Genomic DNA, 20918 nt, shown 5'->3' with positions numbered 1-20918 from the left:
TGCTGTTCGTCCCTGATTATTGTTTTTCTTGCATATTGGCCATCGCCAACTGGGTTTCTCTTGTTACCCAGCACCCCTTCCCGTCCGGAATGGTTTCCAGTAAATCCACTGCCGTAGGAGTAATCTTGATGACTCTACCCTGATCGAGCCCCATATACTGGTTGAGCCCGACCCGTATTGATTTTCCATCAGGTGTGCTGATCAGGGCCCACAACTGCCCGGCCTTTCCCAAGGAGCCGTGCATTGACAAGCTGGCGAGAGAGTAGTTTTCCAATACCTCTTTTTCTCTGTCCATCATAACCTGTGCGCAATCAGGCTTCACCTGGGCACTATTCGCGCGCCCGACACTTGCTTCTGGTTGCGGCATCATGAAGGGGCTACGCAGATCGCGTTGTTGATAGTGCATGGGGGAAAACGGCTTCAACTGGGGTAAGGGTTCAATAGGTACAGGGGGTCTTGCCTTGGTTTCGGCAATATAGGAATCCATCTCCTCCTGACCACCACAGGCCGTCAGCAAGAGGGCAGGTAACAACCAGCAGATGCGTCTCATTGTTTCTGCTCCACTGTTTTACCGTTGTACTTGTAGGTTTTGGCCAGCATCGACATAGCAATCAGGTCTCCCTCATCCTTGCTCTGACTCAAGGTAAAGGAGTCGAGTATGACGATACGAGGCAGGGCTGCCATATCTGCCGTAAACTTGCCGATCTGATGATAATTACCTACCACCTCGATCCGCATGGGCAATTCGGTAGAAAACTCGTGCTTGACCTCCGGTTCCCAGTTGATGCGATTGAGCTTCAAGCCATTATCGGTGGCAATAAAACTGATATCGTCCAGCAAACCGGCGACCTCATGGGTATTGGGCAGCTGCTTGAGCTGGGTATCGACCAGTTGCTCGAGCTGGATCATTTGTGCCTTGTAGGCGCCCAAATTGGCTGCCAGCATCGCCTTGCTTTCAAACTGGCCTTTCAGCTCCGTCTCTCTGGCGCTCTCTTTGGCCAGATTGCCTAAGGAATTGGCAATCACGTAGTAATAAATAGCGCCACCAGTCAACACACAGCACAGCAGGATAAAGACAGCTTTCGCCCATTTTGGCCAGCTCGCGATGTCATTCAGATCAAGCTCGTTGAGTTGCTGAAGGTTCATTTGCTCTCCTTGGCCATATCCCCGGCAGCAGCGGTATTATTGGCAATCAGGAACATCATCGAGAATTGACTCAACGATACCGGCGCGACCTCCGCTGCAAAAATGGTGCTTATTTTCGACTGTCCCAGCCAGCCGGAACCATCAATTCGACGCATCATGCTGGCAACTCGACCATAAGCTTCTGTCTTGCCGTTGACATCGATAATATTGTTCTGCAACGAGAGGGTATTGAGGTAAACCCCATTGGGTACCAGAGAGGGCAACTGGTTGAAAAGACGAACGGGCACATTTCGACGCATTTGGAGATGTTCGATGAGTTGCATCCGATCGATCAGCTCCTTGCGACGTTCTTTAAGCAGGCGTATTTCTCCCAGTTGTGCATCCAGGATGGTCATCTCCTGAACCAGACGCTGATTACGCTGCTGCTGGGCGGCAATCTGACGCTCGACCAGCCAGTTGGCAAAGAGGCTCAGTGCGACAGTGACCAACACGAAAAGCCCTAGCAGGGCACCAAACTGTTTCTTTTGCCGCTGAGCACGAGCCTCGCGCCAGGGGAGAAGGTTTATATTTGACATGGTGTAAAACTCCTCAGAGCCAACCCGAATGCCGTCATATATTTAGCGCCATGTACCAGCTCGGCCTCTCCTTTCGGTTTACCAAACAGGGCGAACAGATCCGGGTGCAACACCTCGCAATTGACCTCTTCTTTTACCTGTACCAACAAACCGGGTAGCAGACTGCCTCCCCCCGTCAGCACCAGTTTTGCGATGTCGCGATAACCGGATGAACTGCAAAACAGCTGGATATTGCGCCGCACTTGCTGCAGCAGCGAGTTGATGTGGGGCATCAGCACATCCAGCTCATGGTCAACAGGCAAGGTACCTTTGGTTTTAGCCTGCTCAGCCTCATCCAGCGTCATGCCATAAAAGGAGGAGAGCGCCTGGCTGTACTGATCGCCGCCGAAGTTTTGCAAGCGGGAGTAGATCACCTCTCCCTTGACCAGCGCCGCGAAGGTCATGGCACTGGCACCGATGTCGATCACCCCGATCGGTCGCTCACTCTCCTGCAACTCGGGCAAACAGGCCACAACGGCCCGCCCCAAGGCATGGGCTCCCACATCCACTACCTTGACGGCAATGCCAGCCTCAGCGAGAGCGCTGACCCGGCCATTGACGCTCTCAGTACGGGCTGCGCTCAACAGGACATCCTGACGATCTTCACTGGCGCTGGTGTCCAGCACCTCAAAATCGAGGCTGACTTCATCGAGGGGAAAGGGAATTATCTGTTCGGCCTCCAGCTGCACCTGACTCTCCAGCTCCTTGTCACCAAGGCGAGCATCAATCTGGATGACCTTGGTGATCACATTGGAACCAGTCACCGCTGTCGCGGCATAATCGCTGTGGCCAGAGATAAGGCGCTTGAGGGTTTTCAAAGATGGGCTGACCCGCTCGATATCCTGTAGCTGGTAATCAACCAGCGTACCTTTCGGGGTGGCGACCTCGGCAACAGATTCAATATGCAGCTTGCCGGGACGACCAGTGAGGGTAACGGCCTTGATGGTCTGGCTACCGAAATCAATGCCCACCAGGGGGAGGAGGGATCCCTTATTAAATAGCCCAAACATATACACATCCATGCGTTATTGGGTTTTATACCTGAATTGAGTGTAGGACACTCTAATCAGATGAGAGCTTGATCCATCCTAAATGCTCTAACTATCAATGTCATAAAGTTTATACCGAAAAGTGACCCACCTCGCTTTCTTGAGATAAAGGGAGGCACCTTGGTTATTGCTCACTGTAGTGCTAACCTCTCGCATCCTGTCGATGGGTGACTTGCCACAGGAAAACCTCGAATTCCAGATGGCAAAAGGGCTATACTCTGCGCCCGTTGGCTAAATTTAAGACGATTGGTAGTTCTTCCATGCTGAAATGGCTCGTTCGCCTGTTTATTGTCATGATGCTGGGTGCTGTGCTGGGTGTTGCCAGCCTCATCGGTATCTACTTCTATATCAAACCCCAACTGCCCGATGTCACCGCACTGCGTGATGTCAAACTGGCAACCCCGATGAGGGTCTACAGCCGAGATGGGGAATTGATCGCCCAATATGGTGAAATCCGTCGCATTCCGTTGCGCTTGGATGAAATCCCCCAACCAATGATCGATGCCGTACTGGCAACCGAAGATGCCCGCTTCTACGAGCACCCCGGCATTGACCCCATCGGCATCATTCGCGCCGCCTCCGTCTGGGCCGTATCAGGTCATGCCCGTCAGGGTGCCAGCACCATTACCCAGCAGGTTGCACGCAACTTCTTCCTGAGCAATGAGAAAACCATCATCCGCAAGATAAAGGAGGTCTTCCTGGCCTGGCGGATCGAGCAGAATCTCTCAAAAGACGAGATCCTCGAACTGTACCTCAACAAGATCCCTCTCGGTTATCGCTCCTTCGGGATCGGTGCTGCGGCTCAGGTTTATTTTGGTAAAGAGGTCAAGGATCTGGGGCTGGACGAGATCGCCATCATTGCAGGTCTGCCCAAAGCCCCCTCCATGCTCAACCCCATCCGATCCCCCGAGCGCGCCTTTGCGCGCCGCAACGTTGTGCTTGGTCGGATGCTGGAGACCGGCAAGATCACCCAGGCCCAGTTTGACGAAGCGTCCAAAATGCCGATCAAGGCCCGTTTTCACGGCGCCGAAGTGACCCTGCACGCTCCCTATCTGGGTGAAATGGTACGCCAGAAGATGGTAGAGCAGTTTGGTGAAGATGCCTACACCATGGGCCTGCACGTCTACACTACCGTCTCTGCCGAACGCCAAAGGGCCGCCAGACAGGCTCTGCTGGATGGCGTCTTTGCCTACGATATGCGTCACGGCTATCGTGGCCCGACGGCCCAGTTGTGGAAGGCAGGCGAAACAGCTTGGGATTACGAGCAGATCGTGGCCCACCTTGGCAAGCAACCCACTTATGATCCGCTGATGGCGGCCGTAGTTACCAAGCTCGGTGACCGTAGCGCCACACTGGTACTTAAAAATGGCAAGGAAGCAGAGCTGGGCTGGAACGGCATTAAATGGGCTCGCTCCTTTATTACCGACGACCGCCAAAGCTATGCCCCGAAATCGGCACGCGATGTACTGAAAGTCGGCGCCCAGATCTGGGTGCGGGAAGAGGGCGAAGAGTTGCTGCTGGCCCAAATCCCGGACGTCAACGCCGCGCTGGTTGCCATGAACCCGAAAAATGGCGCGCTGGAAGCAGTAGTTGGCGGCTTCAGCTTCGAACTATCCAAATTCAACCGGGTCGATCAGGCGCGTCGCCAGATCGGTTCAAATATCAAGCCTTTCCTCTATGCGACCGCGCTGGAGCACGGCTATACCCTGGCGTCGCTCATCAACGATGCGCCAATCAACCAGTGGGATCCGTCAAAAGGGCCCATGTGGCAGCCCAAGAACTCCCCGGCCGTTTATGATGGCCCCACCCCGCTGCGTCTGGGTTTGGCCAAGTCCAAGAACGTGATGTCGGTTCGACTGATGCGCGCCATCGGTCTGGATACCTATATCGACGGTCTGACACGCTTTGGCTTCCCCCGCGACTTCATCTCGCCCCATGAGTCACTGGCGCTGGGCGCAGCCGAATTTACCCCCCTCGAGGTGGTGCGTGGTTACTCGGTACTGGCCAACGGTGGCTTCCTGGTGACCCCATACTTCATCGACAAAGTCACCGACAGCCTGGAGAACACCCTCTATCAGGCCAATCCCGCCATCGCCTGCAGCAATTGCGAACAGCAGACGGCGTCCGAACAGAGCACACAGTCACAGCCAACTGTTGATGGCACAGCACAAGATGGCTCTCAGACTCCTCTCGCACCGCTCATAGCCCCGCATACCATAAGTGCCCAGAGCGCATTCCTGATCACCGACACCCTGAGCACAGCCATCTGGGGTGGCAACGGCTGGCGTGGTACCGGCTGGCGTGCAGCCCGCGACCTGAAGCGTCACGACATCTCCGGTAAAACCGGTACCACCAACGAATCGCGGGATGCCTGGTTCTCCGGCTACACCCCGGACATAGTCGCTACTTCCTGGATCGGTTTTGACAACCACCAACGTGGCCTTGGTCGTGCCGAATTTGGTGGTGGCGCCGCACAGCCTATCTGGATCGACTTCATGAAAGTCGCTCTCAAAAAGCTACCGGAGCACAAGATGCCGGTTCCCGAGGGGATCATGACGGTGAAGATTGACAGCGAAACAGGCCTGCTGGCGACCAGTGGTGGCACCGACGAATACTTCAAGGAAGGTACTGAGCCGACCCGTTACGCTGCGCCCAGCTCGGACGGCAATCAGGTCTACGGCGGCGACAACCCCGATGTGGAAGGGCCTGTCTCTACCGACGATATCTTCTAAGCTGCTCTCGCGGCAGCAACAAAACCGGCAGCCTTGGCTGCCGGTTTTTTTATTGGGCCAACTGCTTGCGCATCAATGTAGCGATCGTGGCCGCCAACTCGTTGAAACAAGGGCGACGCACCGAGTAGTGGCGATAGAGCAGCGAGATAGTCCGCCCTGGCACCGGGTCGACCACGGGTCGATAACTGACTCCTCCCTCATCATGATCGGCAGGTACGGCCAGCTTTGGTACCAGAGTCATGCCGCTACCGGCAGCTACCATGTTGCGCAGGGTCTCGAGACTGGTACCCTTGAAGCGCTGATCTTCACCTATCCCACCAGCAAAACAGAATCCCATCGCCTGATCCCGCAAACAGTGGCCATCGGCCAGCATCAGCAATTTCTTGCCCTTGAGATTGCCGAGCGGCACCTGTCTGGCCTGTGCTTCGGGGTGATGGCAAGGCACCGCCAACCACATCGGCTCGTGGTAGAGCTGGATTGAACCAAACCCCTCCATCCCCGGCATCTCGGCCAGAATGATGCAATCCAGCTCCCCCTCTTCCAGCCGCTTGAGCAGGGTCTGGGTTTGCTCCTCATAGAGGTAGAACTCCAGCTGGGGGAAACGCTCACGCAGGGCCTGGATAATGCGGGGCAACAGATAAGGGCCCACAGTCGGAATAAAGCCGATATGGATCTCCCCGGACATCGGCTCGGAAAAATGCTGGCCGATGCTCTTGAGCTCACGCACCTCCTTGAGCACCCGACGCGCCTGATGAGCCATGGCATCGCCAGCCGGGGTAAACAGCACCTTGCGCGAGGTACGTTCGATCAGAATGACACCGAGTTCATCCTCCAGCTTGCGCAGCTGACCGCTCAGGGTAGGTTGACTGACAAAGCAGCGTTCGGCGGCTTTGCGAAAATGTTTTTCCTCATCCAGCACCACCAGATATTCGAGATCGCGAAGATTCATACAGCAAGAGTCCTGCCTGGAAAATGGGCCATCAGCATGCACAATATCACCCGGCGGAACAAGTCATCGGCTCGCTCTGGCCCTCGGAAATAACAAAGCCCGATCACCTCGCGGCAATCGGGCTGTTTGACTCGACAAGGGATTACACCCTAAAACGGCGCACCATATCCTGCAACTGGCTGGCCAAATGGTTCAACTCGTTGCAAGCTTGAGCCATCTGGGTGGCACCGGCCGCCACCTCTTCGGAGGCGTGGCTGATATTGACCACGTTGCGGTTGAGCTCCTCACTCACCGCCCCCTGCTCTTCGGTGGCTGTCGCAATCTGGATATTCATGTGGGAGATGCTGCTGACCGAGCCACTGATCTGGGAAATGGACTCTCCCGCCTCCCGAGCGGTAGCTACAGTGGTGTTCATCAGCTCCTGACTCTGTTGCATGGTACTGCCCGCCTGTTCGGCACGCTGCTGCAACTCGGCAATGATGGTATTGATCTGGGAGGTGGAGTCCTGAGTGCGCTTGGCCAGCGTACGCACCTCATCAGCCACCACCGCAAACCCCCGTCCCTGCTCACCGGCACGGGCCGCTTCAATGGCCGCGTTCAATGCCAGCAGGTTGGTCTGTTCGGCAATGCCGCGGATCACCTCCAGCACCATGCCGATATTGCGGCTATCATCGCCCAGTTGCCGGATCACCACTGCAGTGCTCTCGATGGCCCCTGCCACCCGCTCGATGCGCAAAATAGAGTCATTAACAGTCTTGGCCCCAATCTCTGCGGTTTCGCTGGCCGAGGTGGCGGCACTGGCGGCATCGCTGGTGTTGCGAGAAACCTCCTGCACCGTGGCCTGCATCTCGTTCATCGCGGTTGCCAGCTGATTAAGTTCATGCTGCTGGGCACTCATGTTGGCCGCTGACTGCCTTGCTACCGAGCTCATCTCTTCGGTGGCCGAACTCAGTTGCACCACTGAGCCCGACACTTCACTCACCAGGGTGCGCAGATTGGTCTGCATCTCGCCAAACCCTTTGGCAAGAGTCCCCAGTTCATCATTGTTGAACTGTTGCATATCGATGCGGGAGGTAAGATCACCGGAGGAGACACGGCGGGTCTGCTCCAGCAGGGCCATCACCGGATTGCGGATCTGGGCGGTCAACAGCCAGGCAATCACCACCACAAAAGCCAGCGTCACCAGGCTGACAATAATGCTCATGGTTCTGGCATTGCTATACATGGCCGCAATGTCTTTCACCATCTCATCGGCAATCTCGTTATTGATCTCCCGCAAACGATAAGACTTGGCACCAACCTCTTCCAATGCGGCACGAGTCTCGTTTTTGCGCAGACTTCTGACTTTATCCAGATCGCCAGCAGCAAAGGCATTTAACAGCTGGTCATGTACCGAAAAATACTTGGCCCCCGCCGCAACCACCTGCTCATAAACCTGCTTCTCTTCACCAGTAGTGAAAGGTAAAGCACCATATTTTTGGGCTGCTTGCTCAAATTCCTGCTTGGCCTTATTGAAGGTCAGGGTGCGATCGCTTACCTCTTGCTCATCCTTGTTCAGGCCACCGATGACCTGGGCCAACTCTGAACGACGCGCATCCAGCACGGCAACATGCATCTGGCTCGCCAGACGAGTAGAAGGCAGTAAATTACCCGTGATGGTTTCGGTATCACCATAGAGCTTTGCCAGCTGGCTGATTGAAAACCAGGCCAAGCCCAGTACCAACAAGGCCAGGATGGCAAATCCGGCACTCAGTTTCTGGCCGATGGACATGTTTTTGAACATATAAGGGCTTCCTTGAAATGAGTCTTCACTCCCGCAACATCCACCGGGAATGGTCATATAGAGCATAGCCTGCACCCGGAAAACAGAAGGATTTCATACCGTTTCTGTGATTGTTTGCCTATCGGCCCTGGACACCTTTCCTGAAGCGGTCTCGTGTTCAAATAACAGCCATCATGTCATTAGAGCCAGCAGATGCGTGCTCAGAGCATCCGGCTCCCCCAGAAAATCGGCAACCCGTACAGGCGTGACCCGCCCCTTGTGCATCAGCCCAAGGGTGGGATAACCCTGACCACCCAGCCGTTTCATCCAGCCCTGGCTATCTGCCAGATGTTGCAGCAATGGGGCCTGCAGATAGGCTTGCTGGAACGCGTCTTCACTGACCCCCTGCTCTGCCGCCAGCGTGGCGAGAAATGCCGGCTCACCAATCCAGATCCCGTCCCGATAGTGGGATTGCTGGATCCGGTGCAACATAGCCAACCCATCCCCCCCCAAGGCCGTGACGGCCAAAACCGCACGGATCGGCGGCTCGGAGTCCAGCAGACACCCTTCGCGCAGCAGCAGTTCGTTAAAGTAGCGCTCGCCAAAATGCTGGCCGGTCAGCGCCTCGATCCGCTGATCATGGGGGCGCACATAATCACGCAATGCCTCGCCCATAGGCTGACGGCGACTACCCAGCCAGAGACCGCCCGCATGCAGCTCGATCTTGAGCCCAGCAATGGTGGCTGCCGCCTGCAACAGGGGGGCGGCACCGTAGCACCAGCCACAGAGCGGGTCATAGACATAATGGAGGGTGGTTTGTTGTTCGCTCATCTTCATTCTCACTTCAATCTCGGATAAAAAACCGGGCCCTTAGGCCCGGTAAAAACACAGGGAAAGCAGGCTCAGTGGCTTACCACTTCATCTCGCCGGTATTGACCTTGGCACCGATGGCCAGACCATCGTCAACCGGCAGTGCCGGATAGGCTTTCTTCAGAGCCTCAATCAGCTCACCGGAGTTTTTCGCCTTGGCCAGCTCCTGTTCGAAACGCTCTACATAGTCACGGGTAAAGGTCACAGCAGCAGTGCCTTTGGGAGCAGTGCCCAGGAAGTGGCCCGGTACCACACGCTCGGGTTTCAGGGCCAGCAGGTTATCCAGCGCCTTGACCCAGTTGCTGCGAGCCGCTTTGGTCTGGCTGTCGGCCATCCAGACATGCACCCCGTGGTAGACCGGCACACCACCAAAAGCAGTCTTGATGGAAGGGGCCCAGAGGTAGGCATTCGGGGTATTCATCTCTTTGATTTCAATCTTCTCGCCATCCAGCGTCAGGTGGCTGGCGGTCATCACTTGCGGCACGGTCAGGCTCTTCGGTGCACCCTTGCCGAGGATCGGGCTCCAGTAGCTCAGCTTGGCATCCTTGGTCTTGTTGATATGGTCAACCACATGCTGGTCGGCCAGCACTTTGACATCCGGGAACGCCGCCATGACCGGCTCCAGACCGAAGTAGAAGTCGGGGTCACCGGCACTGATATAGACAGTGGTCAGCTTCTTGCCGCTCTTCTTGATCATGTCGACCAGCGCCTGACCATTTTGCACGTCGAACTGGGCATCGATCAGGATGGCCTCTTTGTCACCGGTCACCAGTGAGGAGGAGACCGGGAAGATCGCCTTCTCGCCAGGGTTGTAGACGGTCACGCTCAGGGGGGCGGCCAGTGCGGCGCCACTCAACAGGGTGGTCGCCAGAGTCAAGTTGCGGATCAGGGTGTTGTTCATCATCTATTCCTCATTAAGTATTCGGGGGTTCATTTGATGGACACAGTGTATTGGATCACTTAAGGTGCAAATACAGCATAAAAAGCGCATCACTGTTGCACATATCGAACATATAGAGAGCCATACATGGATCGACTGACCGCCTTGCAGGTCTTTGTCAGCGTAGTCGAACAGGGGAGCCTGAGCGGCGCCGGAGAGAAACTGGATATGTCGCGCGCCATGGTGTCGCGCTATCTGGCCGAGCTGGAGAGCTGGATGGGCGCCCGCCTGCTGCACCGCACCACCCGTCGTCTGAGTCTGACCGGACCGGGAGAGGAAGCGCTGAACCGGGCCCGCGCCATGCTGGCGCTCGGCGAAGAGATGGAGCAGATCGCCGTGAAGGGGGATGACGCCCCCAAGGGACAACTGCGGATCACCAGCAGCTACTCCCTGTCGGAAGCCTTGCTGGTCGGGGCTGCTAACGACTATCTGGCGCAATACCCGGGGACGGCCATCGACATTCTGCTGCTCGACAGAACCGTCAATCTGGTGGAGGAGCGGATCGATCTGGCGGTGCGCATCACCAACGACCTCGACCCCAATCTGGTGGCGCGTCGTCTCGGCACCTGCCACTCGGTAGTCTGTGCCAGCCCGGCCTATCTGGCCCGTCATCCAATGCCACACAAGGTGCAGGATTTGGCGCTGCACAACTGCCTCACCTACACCTACTTTGGCAAGAGCCTGTGGGAGTTCAATGGACCGGACGGTCCCGAGTCAGTGCCGGTCAGCGGTAACCTGAGCGCCAATATCTCCAACCTGCTGCTGGAAGCAACGCTTGAAGGTGCCGGGATCAGCCTGCAACCCCGCTACTCGGCACAACCCTATCTGGATCGCGGGGAACTGGTGCCCCTGCTGACCGACTGGCAGCCCAAGCGCCTCGGCGTCTACGGGGTGTATGCCACCCGCAAGCAGATGTCGCCACTGCTGCGCAGCTTCCTCGATTTTCTGCTGGCCCGCATGGCGGCGGATCCCATCTGGCAGGAGTAAGCACTCCGCACACCCAAACATAACGAAGGGGCCGCTGTGGGCCCCTTCTTCATCTTCATCAGTTGATCAGGCTTCAAATCCGAATGGTTCTGAGTGCGGCGCTTCCGGCTGCGCACTCTCGTCCAGGAAAATATCCCGATAAGCCACATAGATGGAGTAGTTGAGCGCCGGGATCACCACCAGCAGACCTACCAGTAACAGCACAGCGCCAAACAGCAACAACATGGCTGAGAGCAGTCCCCACCAGAAGAAGGGCCACATATTGCGCCAGCAGCCGAAGAAGCTCAGACGCACCGCCTGGATGATGCCGATATCGTGGTGGTAGATCAGCGCAGGAGCAAAGGTGCCCCCCATCAGCACGGGAATGATGAGCAGCATCCCCACCAGCAACACCAGCAGCAGTTGTTGCAACTGGCTGGCAGAGACCACCATGCTCTCGGGATCCTGCGTCAACAGCGGGAGCAGCCCCCACACGGAGAGCAGACCGAGACAGACGAGGCCAACCAGGCTGAACAGCAGCAACACCAGCAGACCGCCGAGCATCAGCGGGGTCAACTTGTGGCGAAAACCGGCGAAGAGATCGGCAAACTGCAGCGGCTCCCCCCGATAACCCCGAGCGGCGACCGCCACCCAACCCGCGCCCCACACCATGTAGAGCAGCTGGGAGATAAGGCCCCCCGCCGGCAGTTGCTCCAGCAGCATGCCCACCATAAACCAGACCAGCACCATGGCTACGCTGATCCCCATCCCCTTGTTGAAGATATCGAACCCGCTGCGAACCCAGAGCCAGCCACGACCTGTCGTGTATCGGGCCGGTGTGGTGCGCAAAGGGGGTAATCCGTTCATATCGTCTCCTCGGAGTGTCGGTGGCATCAGTGCCGGAAGCCGATTCTAGAGCCAGGGCGGGGGCGACTCAATGGCGAAGCAACCCGAGCACGACATAAAACCTGACGCAACTATGCACAAAAGGGGCATCAGCCACGCCCCGCCACTGGCTGCCCCGACCATAACGAGGCACAATCTGCCCCCTCCTCCAGCCGCGCCTGTCGTGGCCAGCATGTCGTGATCACCCTTTAGTGATCGACGAATGCCGGACAAGGGGTTGTCATCCCGCTATCCCGGGCGTTTTAACATCGAGTGGTATCGTCATGAGAGTTGTGTGTTGTCTGTTGTTGTTACTGGCCAGCCAGTCAGCCCTGGCCGAGGGTTTTATCAGTCGCCTGCTCAACCATCCGGTGCCGGGTGGCGTTGCGGTGATCCCTCTTGGCGCCTCTGCCACTGCCCCCACGGCCCGCTATCATGACAAACCCGTGCTGGTGGTGCGCGAAGACAACCAGTGGATCGCCATCGTCGGCATCTCTCTCAAAAACCCGCCCGGTGCCCAGCAACTGAGCACAGGTGATGGCCGTACTCTCGGCTTCACCGTGACCCCCAAGCACTACCGCGAGCAGCACATCAAGCTCAAGAACAGCCGTCAGGTCAATCCGCTCGCCGAGGATATGACCCGTATCAACCGCGAGCTGGCGGAGCAGAGCCGGGCTTACCAGACCTTCAGCCCCAACCAGCCGAGCAACCTGCTGTTCGACAAGCCGGTCAACGGCCCCCTCTCCAGCCCGTTTGGCCTGCGTCGTTTCTTCAATGGCGAGGAGCGCAACCCCCACTCCGGCCTCGACTTCGCCGTGGGCGCCGGCACCCCGATCAAGTCCCCCGCCGCAGGCAAGGTGATCCTGATCGGCAACTACTTCTTCAATGGCAATACCGTCTTTGTCGACCACGGTCAGGGGCTCATCAGCATGTTCTGCCACATGTCGAAGATCGATGTGAAGCTCGGCCAGAGCCTGCCGCGTGGCGGCATCGTCGGGCGAGTCGGTTCGACCGGCCGCGCTACCGGCCCCCATATGCACTGGAACGTCAGCCTCAACGACACCCGGGTCGATCCCGCCATCTTTATCGGCGCCTTCAAGCCCTGAATCGGCAGAGCCCGTTAACAAAACATCCTCTAACAAAACAGGCAGCCCATGGCTGCCTCTCTACTATCTGCACGTCGTACCTGACTGCCTATCCGGCCTGCGTGTGAGCACCGGATTCCCGATGCATCGCTCGCCACATGACCAGCACCAGCAACAAGCTGCAGCTAGGCAACGCCAGCCATACCCCGGGCACGCCCCACAGGGTCGAGAATCCCCACAAGAAACCGCCGATCAGCACCAGCTTGCCACCGGTGAGCAGGGAGGCGATGCGGGCCCGATTGATGGCCTGGAAATAGGTGGCCCCCACCAGCAACAAGCCCTCCATCGGCAGCCCCCAGAAGTAGAGCCAGATCCCGAGGCTCGCCACCGGCAAGAGAGCCGCGTTGTCGCCGGCAAACAGATAAACAGCCGCCTCCGGCCAAAAGTAGAGCGGTACCATACCGCACAGCGCGATGGCCACCGTCACGGTCAGTGCCAGATTGCGTACCCGCAACACCCGCTGCCAGTTGCCTGCTCCCGCATTGAAGCTGGCGATGGGCTGAATGCCCATGGCGATCCCCTCGAAGATGAGATAGAAGAACGCCTCGGTATAACTGATCACCCCGTAGGCAGCGACATGCAGGGAGGTGCCTACGGCCAGCAGCGCCTTGTTGTGCAGTGCCAGCACCACCGAGAGGTACAGGTACATCAGAAAGCTCGACACTCCGAGACGCAGCATCTCCCCCATCAGCCGCCAGTTTGGCATCAGGGTATCCCAACCAATCCGCAGCTTGCTGCGCGGGGTAAAGAAGTGCCACAGGCAGAGCCCGCCGGTCACCGCCTGGGAGAGCATGGTGGCAATGGCGGCACCTGCCAGTCCCCACGGAATTACAGCCATCAGCAGATAGTCAAGCAGCACATTGAGCAGGCCGCCACCGACCAGGATCCAGGTAGTGAGCCCCGGGCGCCCGTCATTGCGCAGCAGGGCGGTAAAGGCCATGGAGAGAATGGCAAAACCGCCGAGCCAGGCATACCAGTGCAGATAGGCCAGACCGGCGCTGAAAATCTCTCCTTCGGCCCCCATCCAGGCCAGCATGGTGTCGCCATGACGGATCCCGACGTAGGCAAGCAGCACCGCAGCCAGCAGCACCATCACCAGTGAATTGCCGACAATATGGCGGGCCTTCTGCTGCTCGCCGCGTCCCAGATGAAAGGAGACCAGGGCCGATGCGCCCATGCCTATCAGGGCGCCGACCGCATAGAGCACGGCACAAATCGGGTAAGCGAGCATCAGACCGGCAAGCCCGTCCTGACCCAGAATATGACCGACGAAGATGCCGTCTATGGTGACATAGATACCGGTGACCAGCATGGCGGCCACGGTCGGCGTAACGTAACGCCAGAAAAGGCGAGATAGCGGGGCAGTGCCCAGATCAACGGCTGACATATTTGGCCCAGTGCAGAAAAAGCGCTAGGGATAATAGCGAAACGGCAGCATGACTTCCTGTTATTTGTGTTACGAATCATTAATATAGACTGCTTTACCCAGCGCCAGGCCCTGCTTTAGGCTAGGACCACCCTTTCTGAACGGAAACGAGCCTCATGTTGCAACGCCTGCTCACCCTCTTGCTGCTCTCCCTTCTCTTGTTGCCGCCAGCCGTGCGCGCCGACGATGCCATTGCCCAGGCCGAATCCCTGTTGCAGAGCGTGCCCAAAAGCGACACCCCGGAAAACCAGAAGCTGCGGGAGAGCTACCAGCAGGCGCTGCAATATGCCAGAGAAGCACTACGTTACCGGGAACAGAGCAAAGCCTATCAGCAGATCCTTATCGACTACCCCAAGGAGTCGGCACGGCTCAAGGAGAGCCTGCATAACTATCAGCCCCTCTCCCGCTCACCGCTTGCCACGCTCAAGGAGGAGGCGCTGCGCCAGGCCATTGGCCTGAGCAGCAACCGTCAACTCAATCTGCGCAAGGAGCGCCAGGGGGTGATGGACAGTCTCAATCAGCTGGAGAGCACAGGTCAGGAGTATCACCTGCGGGTGGATGATCTGCGCAAACAGCTGCAACTGACCCGCAGCCAGCTGGAGCGACTGAGCTTTAGCAGCGAATCGGATCGGTTGCAGGAGTCCCAGCAACTGGTGACCAGAATGAAGGAGCAGAGCCTCTCAGACCGGATCCAGATGCTGGAGCTGGAGCAGCTTTCCGCCCAGCAGCGCAACGATCTTGGCAAGCTGAAACTGCAACAGCTCAATCTGGCCATCGCCGATGAGGATGAGTGGCAAGCCAGCCTGCTGGCCCAGCAGAACCAGCTAAGGCGGGAAAAGACCGAGCTGGCACTCAAAGAGAGCGAGCGGTTACGCAAACAACTCACCACCGACATGCCGCTGCTGCTGGAGCAGCAGCAAAAAAACCAGGCGATCTCGATCCAGCTCGGCACGCTGGAGGATCAGATTGAGCGGGTGCAGGACGAACAGCGCACCATCGACAAGAATCTGTTTGAGCTAAACGATCTGGTCAACTCGGTACGCGAACAGCTGGAGTGGCTGCAGATCAGTACGGCTTATGGTGAAAACCTTCGCAGCAAACTTTCCGACCTGCCAGCCTATTTCCCCCTCGACAAACTGGAGTCGGAGATCGTCAATGCCCGCATGGCCAAGTACCAGTACGAGAGCGAGCAGGATGGACTGAAGGACACCAACCTGTTGCGCGAGAAGTTGCTGTCTGGAGAGGAGGTGACTCTGGATCGCCCACAATTGTCGGTGCTCGACAACCTGCTCAAGGCCCGTCGTCAACTGCTGACCCGACTAAACGATGCATCAGACACCCTGATCCAGGAACAGACCAGGCTCAAACTGCTCTATAGTCGCCAAAACAGCAAGATCGACGAAATCCGCGAACTCAGCGCCAGCCACCTGTTCTGGCTGCCAGATGTGCGCCCCTTTACGCCGCAGGTGATGCTCGGTATTCCTGCCGCGCTGGCCCTGGCCTTTAACCCGAACAACTGGCTGCAGCTGCCCTATGCCATCGCCGAGAACAGTCCTATCACACTCACCCTGGCAGGCCTTGGTCTACTGGTGCTGACCTGGAGCTGGATCAAACTGGCCCGCCATTTGAGCCAGTTCTGCGACTACATAGCACCACGTATCGGCAAGGTGACCCAGGATAAATTCAGTCTCACCAGCCGATTGCTGCTGCGCTCCCTGATTGCATCTTTGCCGCTGCCCGCCATGGTATTGATGGTGCGCGGCCTGCTCGAAGGGGCCTGGCAATACCCGTTCGCCGTCGCGATCGGGCGTGGACTTGGTGAAATATGGTTTCTGCTGCTGGCACTGGTGATGGCCCGTCACCTGACGCTCGAGCGGGGGATCCTGATCCTTCACTTCCGCTGGCCAAAAGAACGAGTCCAGCAGGTATGGAACCAGTTTCGAACCCTGCTGCTGGTGCTGATCCCTAGCTTCTTCGTGCAGGGGATGGCCAACAGCTATCAGGAGCACGCCTTCTACGACTCCCTCGGCCGGATGGCCTTCATGATCGGCGCGCTCTGGCTGCTGCTTTTCTTTGCCCGCCTCAACCGGGAGCGACTACCGCTCACCTGGGGCCAGAGTGACATGACCAAGCCCCACCTGCTGCATCATTTCATCTGGAACAGCCTGATGCTGGCACCATTGCTGGCGGTGATTGGCTCCCTGTTTGGCTACTTCTATACCTCGCGTACCCTGCTGCGCCAGCTGGAGCTGAGCCTGCTGATGGGGCTGGGCTGCCTGCTCATCTACTATCTGGCCAGACGCTGGATGCTGATCCAGCGCCGCCGCCTTGCCTTCGAGCGTGCCAAGAGCAAGCGCGCCGAGATCCTGGCCCAGCGCGGCCGTGACGACAATCAGGAGGAGCTAAGTTCGGAGATCCCCGATGTGGTGGAAGAGACTGAGCTGGACCTCGACACCATCAGCGCCCAGTCGCTGGGGCTGGTGCGCACCCTGCTGATGCTCGGCTTCACCATGCTGGTGGTAGTGCAATGGTCGGATCTCAACTCGGCGTTCAGCTTCCTCAGCAATATCGAGGTATGGCAGGTGAGCAGCAAGATTGGTGGCATCGAGCAGCTCTCCGCCATCACCCTGCAGGATCTGATGCTGACCGCCTTCGTCTTCATCCTGACCGTAGTGACCGCCCGCAACCTGCCGGGGCTGATGGAGCTGACCCTGCTTCAGCACCTCAGCCTCTCTCCCGGAACCGGCTTTGCACTCACCACGATCAGCAAGTATCTGGTGATCCTCGTTGGCGCCCTCACCGGTTTCTCCATGCTCGGTATCGACTGGTCGAAGACCCAGTGGCTGGTGGCCGCCCTCTCGGTAGGGCTGGGTTTCGGCCTGCAGGAGATCTTCGCCAACTTTGTTTCCGGCCTCATCATCCTGTTCGAGAAACCAATCCGGCTCGGTGACACTGTGACCATTCGCGATCTCACCGGCACCGTAACCAAGATCAAAACCCGGGCGACCACCATAGTGGATTGGGATCGCAAGGAGATCATCGTGCCCAACAAGGCCTTTATCACCGAGCAGTTCATCAACTGGTCGCTCTCCGATGCGATAACCCGGGTCAAACTGCGGATCCGGATCGGTCTGACCCGTGATCCGAAACTGGTGCAACGTATTCTTGAGGAGGCGATCCATGCCTCTACTCTGGTACTGGAGACCCCCAGTCCGGAAGTATTCCTGATCGAATTCACCGACTCGGCGCTGATCTACGAGATCCGCCTCTACGTCAACAACATGGATCACCGGATGCCCATCACTCACGAGGTTCACTCGCTGGTGCTGGAGAAGATGCAGCAGCAGGGACTTCCCCTGCCCCATCAACAGATCGACATTCACCTGAGCCGCGGCTGATCCCCGAGGTACAAGGAGCAGAACATGCAAATTATTGCCCACCGTGGTGCCAGCGGTCTGGCACCGGAAAACACCCTCAAGGCGATGGCAAAAGCACTGACGCTGGGAGTCAGTGCCATCGAACTGGATGTACAGGCAGCAGATGACGAGTTATGGGTATTTCACGATCGGAGGCTGGAGCGTTGTACCAACGGCAAGGGGGTGCTGACTGAACAATCACGAGCCTATCTGGAGCAACTCGATGCCGGTGAGGGAGAGGTGATCCCGACCCTGTGGCAAGTGATGGAGATTATCGCCGGACACTGCGAGCTGCATATCGAGCTCAAGGGTGCCGATACCGCTGACGCGGTGGCATCCCTGACCCGAAGGGCAGAGGCCGAGCTTGGTTTTACCCCAGAGCAGTGGGTGGTTTCGTCCTTCCATCACCCGGAGCTGGCCCGATTTGCCGCCTTGCGGCCCGATATCCGCCTCGGCGCCCTGACCGCCAATCTGCCACTCAACCTGGCGCTGTTTGCTGATGAGCTGGGGGCCTGGTCACTTAACTGCGACGTGGATTTTGTCGACCGGATACTGGTGGAAGATGCACATCAACGCGGATTAAGGGTTCTAGTTTATACCGTTGATTATCATGAAGATTATGAAAAACTAGCCAGCATGGGGGTCGATGGAATCTTCACCAATCGTCCAGATCGTTTCCTGTAGCCACCTGACAAGGATACACATATGGATAAGCTCTGATTTAGGCACTAACTTTAAATAGCTGATCGGGATACAAAGAGTTCAACTTCAGCCGATAAGAACAGGCACATAACAATAACCAGTTTCCACACACTCAGACTGACGCTCACAAGGATGTAACTATGAACTTATCGATTAAAAACAAGCTGGTCCTGGCTATCGGGGTCATCATTCTGGTGATCACCGGGATACAGGTCTGGTACAACACCTCGCAACTGCGCAGCGAAACCCAGCGGCTGGTCTGGAATATCATCGACGAAAGCTCCATGGCCAACGTCAAGGGGATCTCCCGCTGGGTTGACTCCCGTATCGCCATCGTCAGCACCACCAAGGAGGCTTTCACCAAAGAGGATGAACCCATCAGCCATCTGGCCCAATCCATGAATGCAGGTGGATTCGACCTGGTCTATGCCGGTACTGCCGATGGCAAGATGATCCAGAGCAAGCCCACCAACCTCCCTGCCGGTTATGACCCCCGTCAACGCCCCTGGTACAAGGATGCGATGGCAGCTGGCAAACTGGTCATTACTGCCCCTTATGCGGATATCTCTACCGGACAACTGATTGTCACCATTGCCGAGCCGTTCCAGCGCGGCAACACTCAGGGCGTCATCGCCGGTGACGTATCCATCAGCGCCCTTATCTCGGATATTCTGGCAGTCACTACCGAGGGCACCTACGCCATTCTGGTAGACAGTAATGGCACCATCATCGCCCACCCGGATGCCTCGTTGAGTCTCAAGTCTGCCACCGCACTGGCCCCTGAATTGACCGCTTCTTACATCAACCAGATCGCCCATGACGGCATGATCAACGAGCTGGTGATCAGTGGCAAGAAAGAGGTCTTTGACTTCAACGCAATCCCCAATACCAACTGGTATTACGGCATGATGGTGGATGAGGAGACCGCCTATCAGTCGGTGCGCAGCATGGTCACCTCCTCCCTCATCCAGGGGCTTATCACCATACTGATCGTGGCTGGCTTCTCCTATGTCGCCATCAATGGTTCACTGGCACCCCTGAAAACCCTGGGCGAAGCGATTGCCGATCTCTCACGCGGCAACGGTGATCTGACCCGCCGCATCAAGATCGAGCGGGAAGACGAGGTGGGCGCGGTTGCCAAGCACGTCAACACCTTCATCGACCGGATCCATGTGATGGTGCAGGATATCTCCAACTCCTCGACCCAGCTTAATCAGCAGGCCAAATCCTCCCACAGCATGGCGGAGAAGGCGAATCAGGGGCTGGCACGTCAGCAAAACGAAATCTCCCAGATCGCTACTGCAGTACACGAGATGTCGGCCACAGCCGTTGAAGTGGCAAGCAACGCCGAACAGACCGCCGAAGCAGCCCGCTCTTCTAGCAGCAGTTGCGAACATGGCAAGCAGGTGATCGCCCGCAACCAGCGCTCCATCACCGATCTGGCCACCCAGGTGGAACAGGCCTCCAACATCATTCAGGAACTGGAGAAAAACGCTCAGGAGATCAACACCATCCTCTCCACCATTCAGGGCATCGCCGAACAGACCAACCTGCTGGCACTCAACGCAGCTATCGAAGCAGCCCGTGCAGGCGAACAGGGCCGGGGTTTCGCTGTGGTGGCAGACGAAGTGCGGGTGCTGTCACAGCGTACCCATAGCTCCACCGTCGAGATCCGCAGCATGATCGAGACCCTGCAGCGCAATACCCAGGGGGCAGTCAGCACCATGCATGAAGGACAGCTGCTGGCCCAGAACAGCGTGGATGATGCCAACAACGCCACCCAGGCGCTGGAACAGATCACCTCCTCCATCAATCAGATCTCCGACATGGCGACCCAGATATCCAGCGCGGCGGAAGAGCAACGAGCGGTGACCGACGAGGTCAGCCGCAACATTCAGGCGGTGAAAGATGTCTCGGACGAACTGGCAGTGGATGCAGACAGCTCACGCCATCTCTCTGAACAACTTAAAAATATTTCGGGTGAACTGAGCAATCAGGTCGGCATGTTCCGCATTTGAGTATGAGCAAAAGGGGCCGTACAGGCCCCTTTTATTTTTCTAAATAGCGCTTAATTTTCAGTGAGTAATCTCACATTACCCGCCAAATACCCCGCCTTGAAATCCTTGTGATTCGTCTGGGATTATCAGATCACCGCCGTGGTCACCGCAGCATTTCGGATTAACTATTTCTATCCGAACAAGTAAATGCCAATAATTCTCATTAAAAAATTACAATAAAAAACTTAAAATTTTTTTCGCGAGTACCTAAAAAGAGAGGTGATTCGCATTTTATTGAAAGAAAACTACGTACAATCCA

The 20918-nt window shown here is 57.2% G+C and carries 16 protein-coding genes; 6 read left to right on the top strand and 10 right to left on the bottom strand.

Translation table 11 applies throughout. From position 1 onward, the window contains the following. Positions 1–16: 16 nt before the first annotated feature. The 4 genes from G5221_RS07680 to tapM are packed head-to-tail and all read right to left on the bottom strand — an operon-like array spanning position 17 to position 2770. Positions 17–550, bottom strand: a complete 534-nt coding sequence (locus G5221_RS07680) for a pilus assembly protein PilP (RefSeq protein WP_216953060.1) — start codon at positions 548–550, stop codon at positions 17–19. Then, a complete protein-coding gene (tapO, locus tag G5221_RS07675) occupies positions 547–1146 on the bottom strand; it encodes a PilO family type IV pilus biogenesis protein TapO (protein ID WP_421263044.1) in 600 nt (199 codons plus the stop codon). The genes G5221_RS07680 and tapO overlap by 4 nt, the downstream gene beginning before the upstream one ends. Further along, complete coding sequence (tapN, locus tag G5221_RS07670; RefSeq protein ID WP_216953058.1) at positions 1143–1721, bottom strand: PilN family type IV pilus biogenesis protein TapN; 579 nt, start codon at positions 1719–1721, stop codon at positions 1143–1145. The genes tapO and tapN overlap by 4 nt, the downstream gene beginning before the upstream one ends. After that, complete coding sequence (gene tapM, locus G5221_RS07665) at positions 1709–2770, bottom strand: PilM family type IVa pilus assembly protein TapM (protein ID WP_323137627.1); 1062 nt, start codon at positions 2768–2770, stop codon at positions 1709–1711. The genes tapN and tapM overlap by 13 nt, the downstream gene beginning before the upstream one ends. A gap of 299 nt (positions 2771–3069) precedes the next feature. On the opposite strand from tapM, the gene G5221_RS07660 reads away from it, so the two are divergent. After that, a complete protein-coding gene (locus G5221_RS07660) occupies positions 3070–5541 on the top strand; it encodes a penicillin-binding protein 1A (protein WP_266134312.1) in 2472 nt (823 codons plus the stop codon). Between the two features lie 49 nt (positions 5542–5590). On the opposite strand, the gene oxyR is transcribed toward G5221_RS07660, so the two are convergent. From oxyR to G5221_RS07640, 4 genes are all read right to left on the bottom strand, one after another. Then, positions 5591–6490, bottom strand: coding sequence for a DNA-binding transcriptional regulator OxyR (gene oxyR, locus G5221_RS07655; protein WP_266134313.1), 900 nt, complete (start codon positions 6488–6490; stop codon positions 5591–5593). Positions 6491–6632: 142 nt separating this feature from the next. After that, on the bottom strand, positions 6633–8273 hold the full coding sequence (locus G5221_RS07650; protein ID WP_216978208.1) for a methyl-accepting chemotaxis protein: 1641 nt from the start codon (positions 8271–8273) through the stop codon (positions 6633–6635). 171 nt (positions 8274–8444) lie between these two features. Next, entirely contained in the window at positions 8445–9089 is a 645-nt protein-coding gene (locus G5221_RS07645; protein WP_216953053.1) for a DsbA family protein, read from the bottom strand. A 73-nt stretch (positions 9090–9162) separates the two neighbouring features. Further along, entirely contained in the window at positions 9163–10023 is an 861-nt protein-coding gene (locus G5221_RS07640; protein WP_026035063.1) for a Vmh family MBL fold metallo-hydrolase, read from the bottom strand. A 126-nt stretch (positions 10024–10149) separates the two neighbouring features. Here G5221_RS07640 and G5221_RS07635 point away from each other — a divergent pair, with 126 nt between their 5' ends. After that, complete coding sequence (locus G5221_RS07635; protein ID WP_421263043.1) at positions 10150–11049, top strand: LysR family transcriptional regulator; 900 nt, start codon at positions 10150–10152, stop codon at positions 11047–11049. Between the two features lie 66 nt (positions 11050–11115). On the opposite strand, the gene G5221_RS07630 is transcribed toward G5221_RS07635, so the two are convergent. Then, complete coding sequence (locus G5221_RS07630) at positions 11116–11895, bottom strand: BPSS1780 family membrane protein (protein WP_266134314.1); 780 nt, start codon at positions 11893–11895, stop codon at positions 11116–11118. A gap of 302 nt (positions 11896–12197) precedes the next feature. Between G5221_RS07630 and G5221_RS07625 the strand changes: the two genes are divergently transcribed. Next, positions 12198–13019, top strand: a complete 822-nt coding sequence (locus G5221_RS07625; RefSeq protein ID WP_266134315.1) for a peptidoglycan DD-metalloendopeptidase family protein — start codon at positions 12198–12200, stop codon at positions 13017–13019. An 88-nt stretch (positions 13020–13107) separates the two neighbouring features. Here the strand turns inward: G5221_RS07625 and G5221_RS07620 are convergent, their stop codons facing one another. After that, entirely contained in the window at positions 13108–14445 is a 1338-nt protein-coding gene (locus tag G5221_RS07620; protein WP_266134316.1) for an MATE family efflux transporter, read from the bottom strand. Positions 14446–14600: 155 nt separating this feature from the next. Here G5221_RS07620 and mscM point away from each other — a divergent pair, with 155 nt between their 5' ends. From mscM to G5221_RS07605, 3 genes are all read left to right on the top strand, one after another. Further along, positions 14601–17882 (top strand): miniconductance mechanosensitive channel MscM, encoded by a 3282-nt coding sequence (mscM, locus tag G5221_RS07615; RefSeq protein ID WP_421263042.1) that lies wholly within the window; start codon positions 14601–14603, stop codon positions 17880–17882. A 24-nt stretch (positions 17883–17906) separates the two neighbouring features. Continuing rightward, the gene (locus G5221_RS07610; protein ID WP_421263041.1) at positions 17907–18584 is read left to right on the top strand and encodes a glycerophosphodiester phosphodiesterase; all 678 of its coding nucleotides are present in this window, start codon (positions 17907–17909) and stop codon (positions 18582–18584) included. A 158-nt stretch (positions 18585–18742) separates the two neighbouring features. After that, positions 18743–20620 carry a methyl-accepting chemotaxis protein gene (locus G5221_RS07605; protein ID WP_266134319.1) on the top strand — a complete coding sequence of 626 codons (1878 nt, stop codon included), beginning with the start codon at positions 18743–18745 and terminating at the stop codon, positions 20618–20620. Positions 20621–20918: the final 298 nt, after the last annotated feature.

It is taken from the genome of Aeromonas sp. 602200, assembly GCF_049173895.1.
In the GTDB taxonomy this organism is placed as follows: domain Bacteria; phylum Pseudomonadota; class Gammaproteobacteria; order Enterobacterales; family Aeromonadaceae; genus Aeromonas; species Aeromonas veronii_A.
The sequence above is the reverse complement of the archived record's forward strand: the minus strand, read 5'-3'. Positions and strand labels throughout refer to the sequence as shown.